Below are 15595 nucleotides of genomic sequence, written 5' to 3' on the forward strand. Positions count from 1 at the left end.
AAGAGCAGCTTCTGGCCGATCGCGTTGAATCGGCATGCCTGCGTCGCTTCTTGGATGCTAAGCGGACATCATCAACGTATAAGTGCGCGCCCTAGTTCGCCGCCGCGCGGCGCTTGCTCCTGCCTGCAACGTCGGGATAGCCGTGCAGCATCACCTTGTCGGCCTGCACGCCCCAGCTTTCCAGGCGATCGAGAAAGCTCATGCCGAGCAGGTTGGTCTTCATTTGCCCGCGCGGCACGACCAGCGCCGGAACTGATTTCTCGACGAGCTGACCTACCGCAAGGCGATCGAGCGTCAGCCGTGCCGCCTTGGTGTGACCGCCGGCGGTTTCGACGTCGACATTGTATTCGAGCATCTCGATCGGCAGGCCGATCGCCTTCGCCGTCTCCCAGGTCAGCACCACCGACGTCGCGCCGGTGTCGATCACCATCGGCGCCTTGACGCCGTTGATCTTGGCATGCAGCGCGAATTCGCCGGCCTTGCCGCGCGCGATCTGCACGGCGGGCGCCGGCTCCAGGCTGCGTTGCCGCAGCATCTTCGTGACCGAGTTGCTGGCGCGCGCGATCTGGTTCGGATCGCCATAGGCGACGACGGCGCCGGCGGTGGCGGCGAGCATCGCCAGAACGAGCATGACGCGGATCACAGCGCGCCTCCGCCGGTTGGTCCCAAGATTCGTCCCGGAATCAGCCGCGCTCGGGGCGCGGCGGCATCTGCACGAGGCCGGCTTCCGCCATGCGCGCCGCAAGCCCTTCCATCACGGCTAATCGCTCCGCGCTCTCCATGCGGTGCCAGCGCGCGATCTCCGGCAGCGTTCGTCCGCAGCCGAAGCAGAGTTTGGTTTTGGGGTCCATCATACAGACTGCGATACACGGCGTTTCTTTGCTCATTTATCGATAGTGAAATGGTTTGCGTCACTTGCGCAAGCGCTCCAGCTACAACCCGGTTACAAGCCGGTTCCTGCACTCATGATCGGTTTGTGACGCGTCCGCCGTTTGTCGTCGGCTGTGAAGGTGGGGTCGGGCTGCAGGGGCGGGGCCTCCTCGGCCATCGGCGCCAGCGCACTCATCACGCGCTCCGGCGGGAAGGTGACGATGACTTCGGTGCCGATGCGCAGCTTCGATTTCAGCGTGAAGGTACCGCCATGCATGTCGATCAGGCTCTTTGCGATCGGAAGGCCCAGCCCCGCGCCCTGTTCGGCCGATTTGATCGAGTTGGAGCCCTGGCCGAACGAGGCCAGCACGACCGGAATCTCATCCTCGGCAATGCCGGAGCCGGTGTCCTTGACGCTGAGATATTGCCCGCCGGAAGCGGTCCAGCCGACCTTGAGCCAGATATCGCCCCCCTGCGGGGTGAACTTGATCGAATTGGACAACAAATTGAGCACGACCTGACGCGTGGCGCGTTCGTCGCCCCAGATCCGGGGCATGCCGTGCTCGAACACTTCGTGGATGGTGATGCCGCGGCTGGTCGCGCGCAGCTTCAACAGATGGTGGCAGTCGGCAACGACGTGCACCAGCGACACCGCTTCCTCGTTCAGCTCATAGCGGCCGGCCTCGATCCGTGACAGATCGAGAATCTCGTTGATGAGATTGAGCAGGTGAACGCCCGAATTATGGATGTCGGCGGAATATTCCTTGTACACCGCCACCGTATGCGCGCCAAAGATTTCGCTCTTCATCACTTCGGAGAAGCCGAGGATCGCGTTCAGCGGCGTGCGCAACTCGTGGCTCATCTGGGCCAGAAAGCGCGACTTGGCGACGTTGGCGGATTCGGCGCGGTGCCGCGCTTCGTCCGAGATCGCCTTGGCCTGTTCGAGTTCGCCGATCAGCGCGTCCTTTTCGGCGCGCGCTTCCAGGGTCGCCAGCGTCGTCGAATGGAGCTGATGGGCGAGCAGGGCAAAATAGGCTTCGGCGGCGACCGCAAGCAGCGCGAGCGCGTAATTGTCGAAGGTTCCGCCCATGATGAAATTGAGCGCGATCGCCGCCGTCACCGGCGCGGTCGCGGCCATCGCCGCAATGGGGAGCGTCGCTGCCAGCATGCTCGACACCGCGATCACCAGCAGCATCAGGAACATCATCATCGTGTTCGAGACGACGTCGAGGCCGGCCGGATGCAGCAGGATCGCCGTCCAGCTCAGGCCGTAGAGCAGGTCGAGCAGCACGAACCGGGTTTGCCACCTGCGCGTGGCGGCGAGCGAGGGCTGCTCGCCGAGGAAGCGCCAGCAATTGCGGATAATGGCGGCATGGATGCAGAGCATGCCGACGGTCCAGACCGCGGCCGGCACGACGGCCTTCCAGAGGCCGAACAGCACGCCGGTCGCAACCACCAGCAGCATGACGACAAAGGAGGCCGATACCCGGGTCTGGGCGTATTGCCGGAGCAATTCGGTATCGAAGGCCGGGCGGGTGCCGCTTGATGACGTTAACCGATCCCGCGCCTCGCGCACCCGCTGCGCCGCCACGCGCCGGGTGTTGACCGGCGGTGCCACCGGCGCTTCTGCCGGAAGCTGCACGACCTCGGGCTTTTCTGCGGGGTTACTCATCAAACAACACAAATCCTGCCCGCGAACGCGCGGGCTTTTTGCATTGTCTATCTGTGGCCCTAAATCATTAAGCGATGACTTAAAGAGCTAAAAATTTCCGTTAACGGGAAGTTAAAATTAACCTGTTCCCCATGTGGAACCCCGCTTCTGAGGGGACAAGAAGCGAGGCCTGATATCGGATCTTAACCGGCTTTTTTAACTCACCGCTCCAGCCGGGCCATCAGGCTCGACGTATCCCAGCGCTTGCCGCCCATCTTCTCGACCTCAGCGTAGAACTGATCGACCAAAGCGGTCACCGGCAGGTTGGCGCCGTTGCGGCGGGCCTCGGCGATGCAGATCGAGAGGTCCTTGCGCATCCATTCGACCGCAAAGCCGAAATCGAACTTGCCCTCGTTCATCGCTTTGTAGCGGTTCTCCATCTGCCACGACTGCGCCGCGCCCTTGGAGATGGTCTCGACCACGGCCGCAACGTCGAGCCCCGACTTCTTTGCGAAATGAAGGCCCTCGGACAGGCCCTGGACCAGACCCGCGATGCAGATCTGGTTGACCATCTTGGTGAGCTGGCCGGCTCCGGCGGGCCCGAGAAGTCTGCACATCCTGGCGTAGGAGCCGGCGATGATCGGCTCGGCCGCGGCATAGGCATCTTCCTTGCCTCCGCACATCACCGTCAGCACGCCGTTTTCCGCACCGGCCTGGCCGCCGGATACCGGCGCGTCGATGAACTTGAAGCCGGCCTTGGTGGCGGCGGCGTCGAGCTCGCGGGCAACCTCGGCGGAGGCGGTGGTGTGGTCGACGAAGACAGCGCCCTTTTTCATGCCGGCGAAGGCGCCGTCGGTACCGATCGTGACCGCACGCAGGTCATTGTCGTTGCCGACGCAGCACATCACGAAATCCTGGCCATCGGCCGCGGCCCTCGGCGTCGGCGCGGTGCGCCCGCCGAACTTGTCCGCCCATTCCGCAGCCTTGGCGCCGGTCCGGTTGTACACGGTCACCTCGTGGCCGCCTTTTTTCACCAGATGTCCTGCCATGGGGAAACCCATGACGCCGAGACCGAGAAAAGCGACTTTAGCCATGTGTGTTACCTTGAAGTTTTGCCGGCGACATTGGGCTGGCCGGACGGGTGTTCTTGAGGGAGCCGCACCATACAAGCTGCGCAGGGCAGGGCAACGCCTTCGTTTGGCGGGCGGGGCCGGATTCGTGCTAGGATAGCGGTCTCAAGAACTTCACAAAAAAGGGAGTGACATCGCATGGGCGTCAGCGTGGGCGTGCTCGACCATTTCAACATCCGGACCCGCATCCTTGCCGATACGGTCCGGTTCTATGAGGACATTCTGGGCCTGGAAAAGGGCGCCCGGCCGAACTTTGCTTTCCCCGGGGCGTGGATGTACAGCGAGGGCAAGGCGGTGGTGCACCTCGTTGATATCTCCAGGACCGAGGAACCGCAGAAGCCGGATTCCGGCGTCGTCCACCATGTCGCGTTTGCCAGCTACGGCTTCGACGGCATGAAGCGGCGGCTGGAGCAGAAGGGTATGGCGTACGACTCCCGGCAGGTGCCGGGTGGTGATCTCTGGCAGATCTTCGTCAATGACCCCAACGGCGTCATGATCGAACTGAACTATGAGGCCGCCAAGGAGACGGCCGCAGCCCCTGCCGAGCGGCGGGATGATGTGGGAGCGAGGTAGCCTTTTGCGCTGAACCGCTCTATGGGTCGCATCGGACTAGAGCATGATCCGGAAAAGTGGGGACCGGTTTTCCCTCGCGACAAACGCGGAACGCGTTTGCGCGGAGATCATGCTCAAATCAAAGAGATAGAGCGGGATGATGTTTCGAAGAAATATCATCGCGCTCTGGCGTTTTGGAACGAGGTCCGCTTTTCGGATGTGCTCCGAGGCGGATCGGGTCGCGTCAAGAAAGCGCGTCGATACAAGAGAGTAGAGCCCGGTTCTCACTCAGGACCGAAAGGGCTTCAGGAGATGCGCGAGTGAGCGTTACGCAGCAACAGGTTCTCGATTCCCTTGGCGGGGTGGCGTCGCCGCGCGGCGTGCCCTTGACCAATGCCAATGTGCTGTCGGCGATCTCGGTCACCGACGGCAAGGTGTTCTTCTCCATCAACGTCGACGCCGCGGAGGCCCGCGCCTGGGAAAGCGTGCGCGCGCAGGCCGAGGCCGCCGTGCGCGCGATTCCCGGCGTCACCGCGGCGATGATCGCGCTGACGGCCGAGCGCAAGCCCGGCTCGCCATCTGCAGCACCTGCGCCGCATCGCCATGCGCATTCACATTCTCCCGGCGTGCAACCGGTCGCCGCGCATCGCCCGCCGCAAGGCGCGGCGTCGCCGATGTCGAAGCAGGCGGAGATACCGGGCGTTGCCGCGGTTATCGCGGTGGCCTCGGGCAAGGGCGGCGTCGGAAAGTCGACCACCGCGCTCAACCTGGCGCTGGGTCTACGCGACCTGGGCCTGCGCGTCGGCCTGCTCGATGCCGACATTTACGGCCCGTCGGTGCCGCGGCTGACCGGCATCAATGAGAAGCCGCAACTCGATGACAACAGGAAGATGATTCCGATTTCGCGTTTCGGGCTTTCCATCATGTCGATCGGCTTCCTGGTCGAGGAAAACACCGCGATGATCTGGCGCGGGCCGATGGTGATGTCGGCGATCACCCAGATGCTGCGCGACGTGGCGTGGGGTACGCTCGATATTCTGGTCGTCGACATGCCGCCCGGCACCGGCGATGCGCAATTGACGCTGGCGCAGAATGTGCCGCTGAAAGGAGCGGTGATCATCTCGACCCCGCAGGATCTCTCGCTGATCGACGCGCGCAGAGGGCTCGCGATGTTCAGGAAGGTCAACGTGCCGGTGCTCGGCATCGTCGAGAACATGAGCTATTTCCAGTGCCCCGAATGCGGCACGCGTTCCGACATTTTCGGTCATGGCGGCGCGCGCCATGAAGCGGAACGGCTGGGTGTCCCGTTCCTGGGCGAGATCCCGCTGCACATGTCGATCCGGACCACCTCCGATGACGGTAACCCGGTGGTGGCGAGCGAACCGGACGGCCCGCATGCCGCGATCTACCGGGCGATCGGGACCAGGGTTCGCGACCAGCTTCAGGGCGCTATCGCCGCGGCCTGAAGCCCTTATCCGTCGTCCCTAAGACTTTGGTTTAATCAGTGCAGTCATGCCTTTGTCGCGTTTTCGATAGCGAACTTCCGTGTTAAAGCCGCCCCCGCCAGAGCGCCCCGGATGACGTGGAATTCGCCCGCCGGAGGACAGCTCGAGGAATATGGGAAACGACCCGTCTTAAGGAGACTTGAATGAAGCGTCGTGATTTTTTGAAGGTTTCAGCGGCCGGTGCTGCCGCGACAGCCGTTGCCTCGCCGGCGATCGCGCAATCATCGCCTGAGATCAAATGGCGCCTGACGTCGAGCTTTCCGAAGTCGCTCGACACCATCTATGGCGGCGCTGAGCAGGTGGCGAAGTTCGTCGCCGAGATGACCGACAACAAGTTTCAGATCCAGGTGTTCGCGGCCGGCGAAATCGTCCCCGGCCTGCAGGCGCTAGACGCGACGTCGAACAACACCGTCGAGATGTGTCATACCGTCTCGTACTACTATGTCGGCAAGGACCCGACCTTTGCGATCTATGCCTCGGTCCCGTTCGGCCTCAATGCGCGCCAGCAGAATTCCTGGTGGTACCAAGGCGGCGGTGAGGCGCTCGGCAACGAGTTCTTCAAGAAGTTCGGCGTGATCGGCTTCGCCTGCGGCAATACCGGCGCGCAGATGGGCGGCTGGTTCCGCAAGGAGATCAAGACGGTTGCTGATCTCTCGGGCCTCAAGATGCGCATCGGCGGCATCGCCGGACAGGTCTTTCAGAAGGTCGGCGTGGTGCCGCAGCAGCTCGCCGCCGGCGAGATCTATCCGGCGCTCGAAAAGGGCACCATTGACGCGGCCGAGTGGGTTGGTCCCTACGATGACGAAAAGCTCGGCTTCGCGAAGGTCGCCAAGTACTACTACTACCCGGGCTTCTGGGAAGGCGGTCCGATGGTCCACGCCTTCTGCAATCTCGAGAAGTGGAATTCGTTGCCGAAGAACTACCAGGCGATTCTCACCAATGCCATGGCCCACGCCAACACCTGGATGAATGCACGTTACGACATGCAGAACCCCTCCGCGCTGAAGCGTCTGGTCGCCGGCGGCACGCAGCTACGTCCCTTCACCAACGAAGTGCTGGAAGCCAGTCTGAAGGCCACCAACGAGTTGTGGGCTGAGCTCTCGGGCAAGAACGCCGACTTCAAGAAGTCGATCGACGCGATGCAGGCCTACCGCTCCGACCAGTATCTGTGGTGGCAGGTTGCCGAATACACCTACGACAGCTTCATGATCCGCTCGCGCACCCGCGGCTGATTACGTCTTAAGTCGTAGAAAGCAGCCCGGCCTTCGCAAGGAGGCCGGGCTTTTTTCGTTTTGCCCGTATAGTTCGGGATGGAAATCGGGAACCGATTGTTCCATGCTAGCTGTGAAGGCCTCGCCAAGAGGGCCACGACACGCTCACCAACAGGGATGGATTCAATGAAAAGAAGAGATTTTCTTAAAGTTACAGGCATTGGCGCGGCCGGTCGCCGCAACGCTGGCGGCGCCTGCCATCGCGCAGTCGATGCCGGAGCTCAAATGGCGTTTGACCGCGAGCTGGCCGAAATCGCTCGATACGCTATGGGGCGGTGTCGAGTTGATGACGAAGCTCGTTGCCGAAGCCACCGACAACAGGTTCCAGATTCAGGCCTTTTCGAGCGGCGAAATCGTGCCGGGGCTGCAGGTTCTGGACGCCGTCCAAAACGGCACCGTCGAGATGGGGCATACCGCGTCCTACTACTACTTCGGCAAGGATCCGACTTTTGCTTTTGGTACGGCCGTGCCATTCGGCCCGAACCAGCGTCTCAACCAGGCCTGGTACATGCTGGGCGGCGGCAGGGACCTGCTCAACGAGTTCTACAAGAGCTACAACATCACGTCGTTTCTGGCGGGCAACACGGGCTGCCAAATGGGTGGCTGGTTCCGCAAGGAGATCAACACCGTCGACGACCTGAAGGGGCTCAAGATGCGCATCGGCGGCCTCGCCGGCCGCGTCATGCAGAAACTGGGCGTCGTGCCGCAGCAGCTTGCCGCCGGCGACATCTACCCCGCGCTGGAAAAAGGCACGATCGACGCCGCGGAATGGGTGGGCCCCTATGACGATGAGAAGCTCGGCTTCAACAAGGTCGCGCCGCATTATTATTATCCCGGATGGTGGGAAGGCGGCCCGATGCTGCTCGGGCTCGTCAACCTGGATAAGTGGAATTCGCTGCCGAAGTACTATCGAAGCGCTATCGAGCAGGCGGGCCAGTCCGCCAATAGCTGGATGATGGCCAAATACGATCAGGGTAATCCGCTGGCGCTGAAGAAATTACTCGCCGGCGGCACCAAGCTGCACGCCTACTCGCCGGCGATCATGCAGGCCTGCCTCAAGGCCACCAAGGAAGTATACGCCGAAACGGCGGCGACCAATCCGAACTTCAAGAAGGTCTTGGAGTCGCTGAATGGTTTCACGGGCAACGGATACCAGTGGTTCCAGGTCGCAGAGCTCGGTTACGACAGCTTCATGGCGCGCAATCCGCAGAGCTGATCGCGTCGTAGCAGGTTCGACAAACAAAAAACCCCGGAGCGAAAGCTCCGGGGTTTCTTCTTGGGAGAAGCGAAGGCCGCTATTGTTTCGGCCCGCCGAAATCCAGCATCGGTGGCAGTTCGATCTGCGGCACCTCGATCCTGACCTTGCTGAGATCGACGTCGAGCGGCTTGTCGAGCAGGGCGGTAACCACGACAGGGAAGGCGATCACGATCGCCACCATGACCGCCTGCAGGCCGATCCAGGGCACTGCACCCCAATAGATATCGGAGCTCTTGACCTCCTTGGGCGCAACGCCGCGCAGGTAGAACAGCGCGAAGCCGAAGGGGGGATGCAGGAACGACGTCTGCATGTTGACGCAGAGCATGACGCCGAACCAGATCAGGGCGGCATCCGGGCCGACGACTGGTGTCAGAATCTTCTGCGCGATCGGCGCAACCATGGGCAGGATGATGAAGGCAATCTCGAAGAAGTCGAGGAAGAACGCCAGGAAGAAGATGAAGAGATTGATGAAGATCAGAAAACCCCAGACGCCGCCCGGAATCGAGGTCAGGTGGTGCTCGAGCCAGACGCCGCCGGAGACGCCGAGGAACACCACCGAGAAGCAGGTCGAGCCGATCAGGATGAAGACCACCATGGTGGAGAGGCGCATGGTCGTCGAGTAGCCCTGCTTGATCAGGTCGCGCAGGTCAGGAATGCGGACGGCTTCGAGACAAAGCCATACGATGGCGAGATAGACCACCGCGAAGGTTAGCTTGAACGCGAGCCCCTTGCCGAGGAGAACTCCGATGATCGCGCCGATGCCGGCTGCGACGATGCCGACGATCAGCATCTTTTGGCCCTTGTTGCTCAGGTCCTTGTGATGGATTGCGGCGAGAATGATCGCGCCGATGGCGCCCATCGCGCCGGCTTCGGTCGGCGTCGCCAGACCCAGCATCATGGTGCCCAGCACCACGAAGATCAGCACGGCCGACGGAATGATGCCCATCAGGCATTTGCGCCAGAGCGGCCAGCCTGTCAGCGTTCGCGCTTCCCTGGGCACCGCCGGCACGTGACCGGGCTTGATCAGTCCGAGCATGAACGTGTAGCCGGCGAACAGGGCGATCTGGAGCACCGAGGGGCCCCAGGCGCCGAGATACATGTCGCCGACCGATTTGCCGAGCTGGTCGGCCATCACGATCAGCACCAGCGAGGGCGGCACCAGCTGGGTGATGGTGCCGGATGCAGCCAGCACGCCGGTGATGTAGCGCACGTTGTAACCATAGCGGAGCATCACCGGCATCGAGATCAGCGCCATGGCAATGACTTGCGCCGCCACCGTGCCGGTGATCGCGCCGAGGATGAAGCCGACGATGATGACGGAATAGCCGAGACCGCCGCGGACCGGGCCGAACAACTGGCCCATCGAATCCAGCATGTCTTCAGCGAGGCCGCACCGTTCGAGGACGGAACCCATGAAGGTGAAGAAGGGAATCGCGAGCAGCAACTCGTTGGAAAGCACACCGCCGAAGATGCGTCCGGGAATCGCCTGCAGGAAGTTCATGTCGAAGTAGCCGAGATAGATCGACAGGAAGCCGAAGGACAGCCCGAGCGCGGCCAGCGTGAAGGCCACCGGAAAACCGATCAGCATGGCCAGAATCAAGCCGCCGAACATCAGCGGCGGCATCATCTCCAGCGTGATCATTGGGTCGGCCTCTCGTATTTCGCATCGATCACGACATAACCCTTCAGTGCAGCGATGCGCTTGATCACCTCGGAAACGCCTTGCAGCGCCAGGAAAACGAAGCCTACGGGAACGACGAGCTTGATCGGCCAGCGCAGCAGGCCGCCGGCATTGCTCGACGTCTCGCCGACCTCGTAGGCCTGGAGGAAGAATGGCCAGGACAGATAGCTGAGCAGCAGGCAGGACGGGATCAGGAAGCACAGCGTGCCGATCAGGTCGAGCCAGAGCTGGCCGCGCTCGGACAGCATCAGATAGAGAAGTTCCACGCGAACATGCTCGTTCTTCTTGAACGTGTAGGAGGCGCCGAACATTATGAACAGGGCGAACATGTACCACTGCAGTTCGAGCCAGGCGTTGGAGCTGTAGCCGAACGCGTAGCGGATCATCGCATTGGCGGCGCTCACCACGCAGGCTGCGAGCACGAGCCAGTTGCAGACGCCGCCTAGTTTCTCATTGAGCCAATCGATAGAGTTACTCAGTGCCAACAATGGGCTCATTACGCTCTCCTCGGACGCGTCATCGACGCGTGCCGGATGTCTTCATTGATATTGCGTTGCCATCTCGCGCCGGCCGCCTGGAGCTGCCGCCATGCACCAAACGCGCAAGGCCGCTCCCGCGCTTAAAACGCGCAGGCCCGCAGCTCATTCGCAGATGCGATTGCAACGATAAATCCTCCCCCGTCTCGCGCTACCGCCGTCTTGACTGCAACCCAAGGGATGCAGCGGCCTGTTCCGGCCGTGCTGGCGTGAAGCAGCCGCACCATTTCAGCGCGCTGCGGCGGCGTCAATCGGAAAATGGACAAATTGACGCGGGGACCAATTCGTTGGTTGGCCTGATGAATCCGCGTTGAGGAGGGTGGTAAATTTACGGGCGGTAATCAGCCGCCGGTCACGCTCATGTGGCGCGAGACGCTCGGGCGGTTATGCCGGCGGTCGATGATGAAGTCGTGGCCCTTCGGCTTCAGCCCGATCGCGCGGTCGATGGCGGCCGACAGCAAATCATTGTCGGCGGAGGCGCGCAGCGGTTTGCGTAAATCGGAGGCATCCTCGTGGCCGAGGCAGGTATGCAGCGTGCCGGTGCAGGTGATCCGTACCCGGTTACAGGACTCGCAGAAATTATGGGTCATCGGCGTGATGAAGCCGAGCTTGCCGCCGGTCTCGGCAACGCGGACATAGCGGGCGGGGCCGCCGGTATCGTCGTCGAGGTCGGTCAGCGTGTAGTGCTTGGCGAGGCGGGCGCGCAGGAGCGACAGCGGCACGTACTGATCGATCCGGCCTTCGCCGATGTCGCCCATCGGCATCACTTCGATCAGCGTCAGCGCCATGCCCTTGCCGTGCGCCCATTCCATCAGCGCGGGGATTTCTTCCTCGTTCATGTTCTTCAGCGCCACTGCGTTGATCTTGACCGCAAGGCCTGCGTCGCGCGCGGCTTCGATGCCGGCCAGAACCTTGTCGAGATCGCCCCAGCGCGTGATGGCGCGGAATTTATGCGCATCGAGCGTGTCGAGCGAGACGTTGACGCGGCGAACGCCGCAGTCGCGCAATTCGCCGGCGAAGCGCGCCAGTTGCGAAGCGTTGGTGGACAACGTCAATTCATCGAGCGCGCCGCTTGAAAGATGCCGCGACAGCGAGCGCACCAGCGACATCACGTTGCGCCGGACCAGCGGCTCGCCGCCGGTGAGGCGGATCTTGCGCACGCCCTTGGCGATGAAGGCCGAGCACAGCCGGTCGAGTTCTTCCAGCGTCAGGAGGTCGGCTTTCGGCAGGAAGGTCATGTCCTCGGACATGCAGTAGAAGCAGCGCAGATCGCAGCGATCGGTCACCGACACGCGCAGATACCGGATGGTCCGGCCGAACGGATCGACCATCGGCTGGAACAACTGATCGGGTAACGGGGATCCGCTCATTCAAGCTGCCTTGCAACTGCCTTGTACCGAGGTCTTCACGTGTTGGCTCGCTAGCATAATCTAGGCACGTTGCAAGGCGCCTACAACAAGGCGCCTACAATCAGCAAGCTTGCGGGTGCAGTGCGAGGTGCAGGGGGGCCGTCGGGATTCAGCGGGCCGCGGGCTGCGCGGGGGCCGGGTTCGGCGCCGCGGCAGCCTTGGGCGGCTTCGGCTTCTTCGGCCGCATCGGCTTGCGCGCCTTCGGCGGCGGCTCGGCGGGCCTGAGTTCCGCGAACACGGGGCTAGGTTCGATGATGGTCGTCGGCGGCGAGGCAAAATCACCGGGATTGCGGATCACCTGGACCGGAACCGTGACCGGCTGGAACTTGGGGCCGGCAAAGGTGACAGAGAAGCCGGCGTCAGGCGCGGGCACGTCGATCGAGCAGGGGGTTTTGCAGGCCGGTCCGAGCGAGGTCGTGGCATCCGCTCCCGGTGGTACCGATTCCAGCGCGACCTTCACCAGCGGCGGTGCCGGCTTGAAGGAATCGAGAGAAAGCGACGAGCAGCCGGCGAGGCTCGCTCCGGTGAGGGCAATCGCGATGACACGACGCATGATTGATCACTCTGAACTTGCGGCAATCCGCCACAATCCCCAATGGCGAACCATAGGAGCGCAAGAACAAAGCTACAACCAATCAGGGCAAAATCGTTAAGGGATGGTTAACGTCAAATATTAGCGATTTAAATATGATAGATAAATTATATGGTTATGATCGGGATGGAACTTTGCTGAGGCTTTCCACCGCCGCCGGCAGCTCGCGCATATGGCCGATCAGCCGATCGGGCTTCAGTTCGGCGATCGGCACGTCGGTGTAGCCGAATTCGACGCCGATCACGGGAATGCCGGCCCGCCTCGCCACGCCGACGTCAGGGCCGGCGTCGCCGACCATGATGGTCGCAGCCATGTCGCCGCCCGCCCGCGCCACCGTCTGCTGCAGGATGATGGGGTCGGGCTTCGAGACGCCGAACGTGTCGGCGCCGCAGATGGCAGAAAATCGTCCGCTCAGCCCCAATTGGTCGAGCAGCAGCTTCGACAGCCATTCCAGCTTGTTGGTGCACACCGCGAAGCGGCAGCCCTGTGCCGCAAGCTCATCGAGGGCGGCTTCCAGCCCCTCGAACGGCCGCGAGGCATCGGCAATATGGGCGGCGTAATAGTCGATGAAATCCTTCATGAGGCGATCGACGTCCGCAACGCTCATCATGCGGCCTTCCAGTTCGAGCCCGCGCTCGATCAGCTTGCGGGCGCCGGCGCCGATCATGTTGCGCGCCGATTTCAGCGGCACCGGCGGCACGCCCTCGCGGTCGAGCGCGAAATTGAGCGCGGCGATCAGGTCGGGTGCGGTGTCGACGAGGGTGCCGTCGAGGTCGAAGACAACAATGCGGGGAAGGGTCATGGGAATTCGCTAGCGGCAGGCAAAGCATCATGCAAGTACGGAAGTTCAAATCCACAGGAGGAACCGCCATGCGAGAGTTCGCCGGCAAGACGGCCTTTGTGACCGGCGGAGCCGCAGGCATCGGACTTGCGCTCGGCCGGGCGTTTGCTCAATCCGGCATGACGGTGATGCTGGCGGATATCGAGACGGATGCCCTGCAGGCCGCCGTCAAAAGCCTGCAGGAAATCTCCCCCGACATCAGCGGCACCATCTGCGATGTGGCCGACGCGGAAAGCGTCGAGCGCGCGGCGCGGGCCACATTCGATGCGTTCGGGCGTGTCCATGTCGTGTGCAACAATGCGGGCGTCGCTGCGGGCGGCGGCATCGACCACATCTCGCTGGATAATTGGCGATGGGTCATCGACGTCAACCTGATGGGCGTGCTTCACGGCATCAAAAGCTTCCTGCCGCATATCCGCGCCCATGGCGAAGGCGGCCATATCGTCAACACCGCATCGATGGCGGGGATGCGGGGTGGGTTGGGATTTAGCCCCTATGCGGCGAGCAAGTTTGCGGTCGTCAGCATGTCGGAAGGCCTTGCTCTGCAGCTCAAGCCGCACGGGATCGGCGTAAGCGTGTTATGTCCACACTTTGTGCGCACCGGCATCGGCGAGAGCGGGCGCAACCGGCCGGAGCGCTACGGCCAGTCGCAACCGCTCGATCCCGCCAGTTCGGCGGCGGCGATGGTGGCCGAGATTGCAAGGCAGATCGGGGCGGGGCTCGAGCCTGCGGCGGTCGCCGCGCGCGTGCTCAGCGCGATTCGGGACGATGAACTCTACATTTTCACCCATCCCGGCATGCGTGCCGAGGTCGAGCCCCGTTTCGCGGCCATTTTGGCCGCACTGGACAAGGTGCCGGCCCAATAATCCCGGGCGTGTCGGGCCCTCATGACGCTGTTCCTGCCGGCAAAACGACGCTAGACATGCGCCCGCGGAACGGCGGATTTCGGAAGGCATTCGGCACGTGGATATGGACGGACTTAAGCGGCAGGCGGCGGCACAGGCGCTGGAGCACGTGCAGGACGGCATGAAGCTCGGGCTCGGCACCGGCTCGACCGCCAAGCATTTCGTCGACCTGCTCGGCCAGAGGGTTGCCGGCGGGTTACGCGTGGTGGGCGTACCGACATCGGAAGCGACCCGCGCCCAGGCCGAAGCGTGCAATATTCCGCTGACGACGCTCGATGAAGTCGACCGGCTCGATCTCACCGTCGACGGCGCCGACGAGCTCGATGGCGCGCTGAACCTGATCAAGGGCGGCGGCGGCGCGCTGTTGCGGGAGAAGATCGTGGCGGCGGCCTCCGATCGCATGATCGTGATTGCCGACGATACCAAATGGGTCGATGTTCTCGGCCGTTTCCCCCTACCTGTGGAGGTAATTCCGTTCGGGCTGGCCGCAACCCAGCGGGCCATGGCCACGGCATTTGCTCAAAGCGGCGTTTCCGGGCAAATGGGGCTCCGCAAGGGCAAGGACGGCCACGTTTTTGTCACCGATGGCGGCCACTGGATTGTCGATGCCCATCTCGGGCGCATCACGGATGCGCCGCGTCTGGCGGGCCTCTTGAGCCTGATCCCGGGTGTCGTCGAACACGGGTTGTTCATTGGCTTGGCCAGCACCGCCGTCCTGGCAGGTGCCCAGGGAATTCGCGTAGTTGAGCGGCGGTAACGCCGGTAATCGAGGAGAATTGGAATGAAGAGCCTTTCACGGATTTTGTCGGCGGCCGGCCTCGCAGTCGGACTGGCCCTGACCGCCGTTCCGGCCGACGCGCAGCAGAAAAATGCACCCGCCGCGACGGCGCCACTCAAGCCCGGCTCGCCGGCGGCGCTCGCCGCCGCCAAGGAAATCCTGGCGATGAAGAACGCGAGCGCGATGTATGCCAACGCCGTTCCCAATCTCGTCGAGCAGACCAAGAACGTGCTGATGCAGAGCAATCTGAACTATCAGAAGGACCTCAACGAGGTCGCCGTGATCGTTGCCAAGACTCTCGCCGGCCGCGAGAAGGAAATCGGCGAGGGCATGGCGCAGGTCTACGCCAACGAGTTCACCGAGCAGGAGCTGAAGGACCTCGTCACCTTCTACAAGTCGCCGCTCGGCCAGAAGCTGCTCTCGAGCGAGCCCCGTGCCATCCAGTTCAGCATGTCCTACATGAACCAGTGGGCGCAGCAATTTGCCGAAACCATCAACGGCCAGTTCCGCGCCGAGATGAAGAAGCGCGGCAAGGATATTTGATCTTTAGCGAAGCATGCCCTCGGACTTGATCCGAGGGTGGACTTCCGGTTCGCGTAAAGAAAACGCGTCAAAC

At 62.6% G+C, this 15595-nt stretch carries 15 protein-coding genes and 1 pseudogene; 7 read left to right on the forward strand and 9 right to left on the reverse strand.

The genetic code is table 11. The features are described 5' to 3' along the window. Window positions 1-91 precede the first annotated feature (91 nt). The 4 genes from V1294_RS18240 to V1294_RS18255 all read right to left on the reverse strand — a co-directional run bounded on the left by V1294_RS18240 (window position 92) and on the right by V1294_RS18255 (window position 3615). Complete coding sequence (locus V1294_RS18240; RefSeq protein WP_334481608.1) at window positions 92-643, reverse strand: TIGR02281 family clan AA aspartic protease; 552 nt, start codon at window positions 641-643, stop codon at window positions 92-94. Between the two features lie 40 nt (window positions 644-683). Continuing rightward, window positions 684-887 (reverse strand): DUF1289 domain-containing protein, encoded by a 204-nt coding sequence (locus tag V1294_RS18245; RefSeq protein WP_108513760.1) that lies wholly within the window; start codon window positions 885-887, stop codon window positions 684-686. 56 nt (window positions 888-943) lie between these two features. Beyond that, window positions 944-2542: a sensor histidine kinase gene (locus V1294_RS18250; RefSeq protein ID WP_334481604.1), complete on the reverse strand. Its 1599-nt coding sequence runs from the start codon at window positions 2540-2542 to the stop codon at window positions 944-946. A 200-nt stretch (window positions 2543-2742) separates the two neighbouring features. Then, entirely contained in the window at window positions 2743-3615 is an 873-nt protein-coding gene (locus V1294_RS18255) for an NAD(P)-dependent oxidoreductase (RefSeq protein ID WP_334499071.1), read from the reverse strand. A gap of 174 nt (window positions 3616-3789) precedes the next feature. Here V1294_RS18255 and V1294_RS18260 point away from each other — a divergent pair, with 174 nt between their 5' ends. The 4 genes and pseudogenes from V1294_RS18260 to V1294_RS18275 all read left to right on the forward strand — a co-directional run bounded on the left by V1294_RS18260 (window position 3790) and on the right by V1294_RS18275 (window position 8195). After that, window positions 3790-4224, forward strand: coding sequence for a VOC family protein (locus V1294_RS18260; protein WP_334499072.1), 435 nt, complete (start codon window positions 3790-3792; stop codon window positions 4222-4224). Window positions 4225-4523: 299 nt separating this feature from the next. Then, a complete protein-coding gene (locus tag V1294_RS18265; RefSeq protein WP_334499074.1) occupies window positions 4524-5669 on the forward strand; it encodes an Mrp/NBP35 family ATP-binding protein in 1146 nt (381 codons plus the stop codon). Window positions 5670-5851: 182 nt separating this feature from the next. Next, window positions 5852-6940, forward strand: coding sequence for a TRAP transporter substrate-binding protein (locus tag V1294_RS18270; RefSeq protein WP_334481598.1), 1089 nt, complete (start codon window positions 5852-5854; stop codon window positions 6938-6940). A 165-nt stretch (window positions 6941-7105) separates the two neighbouring features. Continuing rightward, window positions 7106-8195, forward strand: a pseudogene (locus V1294_RS18275) (TRAP transporter substrate-binding protein). A gap of 79 nt (window positions 8196-8274) precedes the next feature. Here V1294_RS18275 and V1294_RS18280 read toward each other — a convergent pair. The 5 genes from V1294_RS18280 to gph form a co-directional block, all read right to left on the reverse strand. Next, window positions 8275-9879, reverse strand: coding sequence for a TRAP transporter large permease (locus V1294_RS18280; RefSeq protein ID WP_334481594.1), 1605 nt, complete (start codon window positions 9877-9879; stop codon window positions 8275-8277). Further along, complete coding sequence (locus V1294_RS18285) at window positions 9876-10415, reverse strand: TRAP transporter small permease subunit (protein WP_108513752.1); 540 nt, start codon at window positions 10413-10415, stop codon at window positions 9876-9878. Before V1294_RS18285 ends, V1294_RS18280 begins: the two co-directional genes overlap by 4 nt. A gap of 380 nt (window positions 10416-10795) precedes the next feature. Beyond that, the gene (moaA, locus tag V1294_RS18290; RefSeq protein WP_417021154.1) at window positions 10796-11824 is read right to left on the reverse strand and encodes a GTP 3',8-cyclase MoaA; all 1029 of its coding nucleotides are present in this window, start codon (window positions 11822-11824) and stop codon (window positions 10796-10798) included. A gap of 148 nt (window positions 11825-11972) precedes the next feature. After that, window positions 11973-12416 carry a hypothetical protein gene (locus V1294_RS18295; protein ID WP_334499076.1) on the reverse strand — a complete coding sequence of 148 codons (444 nt, stop codon included), beginning with the start codon at window positions 12414-12416 and terminating at the stop codon, window positions 11973-11975. A gap of 154 nt (window positions 12417-12570) precedes the next feature. Beyond that, window positions 12571-13257, reverse strand: coding sequence for a phosphoglycolate phosphatase (gene gph, locus V1294_RS18300; RefSeq protein WP_334499078.1), 687 nt, complete (start codon window positions 13255-13257; stop codon window positions 12571-12573). Between the two features lie 68 nt (window positions 13258-13325). On the opposite strand from gph, the gene V1294_RS18305 reads away from it, so the two are divergent. The 3 genes from V1294_RS18305 (at window position 13326) to V1294_RS18315 (ending at window position 15522) form a co-directional block, all read left to right on the forward strand. After that, window positions 13326-14162 carry an SDR family NAD(P)-dependent oxidoreductase gene (locus V1294_RS18305; protein WP_334499079.1) on the forward strand — a complete coding sequence of 279 codons (837 nt, stop codon included), beginning with the start codon at window positions 13326-13328 and terminating at the stop codon, window positions 14160-14162. A gap of 103 nt (window positions 14163-14265) precedes the next feature. Further along, on the forward strand, window positions 14266-14958 hold the full coding sequence (gene rpiA, locus V1294_RS18310; RefSeq protein ID WP_334499080.1) for a ribose-5-phosphate isomerase RpiA: 693 nt from the start codon (window positions 14266-14268) through the stop codon (window positions 14956-14958). Window positions 14959-14982: 24 nt separating this feature from the next. Next, on the forward strand, window positions 14983-15522 hold the full coding sequence (locus V1294_RS18315; protein ID WP_334499083.1) for a DUF2059 domain-containing protein: 540 nt from the start codon (window positions 14983-14985) through the stop codon (window positions 15520-15522). Window positions 15523-15595 lie beyond the last annotated feature (73 nt).

The organism is Bradyrhizobium sp. AZCC 1678 (genome assembly GCF_036924765.1).
GTDB lineage: Bacteria > Pseudomonadota > Alphaproteobacteria > Rhizobiales > Xanthobacteraceae > Bradyrhizobium > Bradyrhizobium algeriense.

Excerpts from the sequence above, each read along its gene's own strand:
- V1294_RS18245 (WP_108513760.1), bottom strand. The coding sequence starts at position 887 with ATGAGCAAAGAAACGCCGTGTATCGCAGTCTGTATGATGGACCCCAAA.
- V1294_RS18250 (WP_334481604.1), bottom strand. The coding sequence starts at position 2,542 with ATGAGTAACCCCGCAGAAAAGCCCGAGGTCGTGCAGCTTCCGGCAGAA.
- V1294_RS18255 (WP_334499071.1), bottom strand. The coding sequence starts at position 3,615 with ATGGCTAAAGTCGCTTTTCTCGGTCTCGGCGTCATGGGTTTCCCCATG.
- V1294_RS18260 (WP_334499072.1), top strand. The coding sequence starts at position 3,790 with ATGGGCGTCAGCGTGGGCGTGCTCGACCATTTCAACATCCGGACCCGC.
- V1294_RS18270 (WP_334481598.1), top strand. The coding sequence starts at position 5,852 with ATGAAGCGTCGTGATTTTTTGAAGGTTTCAGCGGCCGGTGCTGCCGCG.
- V1294_RS18280 (WP_334481594.1), bottom strand. The coding sequence starts at position 9,879 with ATGATCACGCTGGAGATGATGCCGCCGCTGATGTTCGGCGGCTTGATT.
- V1294_RS18285 (WP_108513752.1), bottom strand. The coding sequence starts at position 10,415 with ATGAGCCCATTGTTGGCACTGAGTAACTCTATCGATTGGCTCAATGAG.
- moaA (WP_417021154.1), bottom strand. The coding sequence starts at position 11,824 with ATGAGCGGATCCCCGTTACCCGATCAGTTGTTCCAGCCGATGGTCGAT.
- V1294_RS18295 (WP_334499076.1), bottom strand. The coding sequence starts at position 12,416 with ATGCGTCGTGTCATCGCGATTGCCCTCACCGGAGCGAGCCTCGCCGGC.
- gph (WP_334499078.1), bottom strand. The coding sequence starts at position 13,257 with ATGACCCTTCCCCGCATTGTTGTCTTCGACCTCGACGGCACCCTCGTC.
- V1294_RS18305 (WP_334499079.1), top strand. The coding sequence starts at position 13,326 with ATGCGAGAGTTCGCCGGCAAGACGGCCTTTGTGACCGGCGGAGCCGCA.
- rpiA (WP_334499080.1), top strand. The coding sequence starts at position 14,266 with ATGGACGGACTTAAGCGGCAGGCGGCGGCACAGGCGCTGGAGCACGTG.
- V1294_RS18315 (WP_334499083.1), top strand. The coding sequence starts at position 14,983 with ATGAAGAGCCTTTCACGGATTTTGTCGGCGGCCGGCCTCGCAGTCGGA.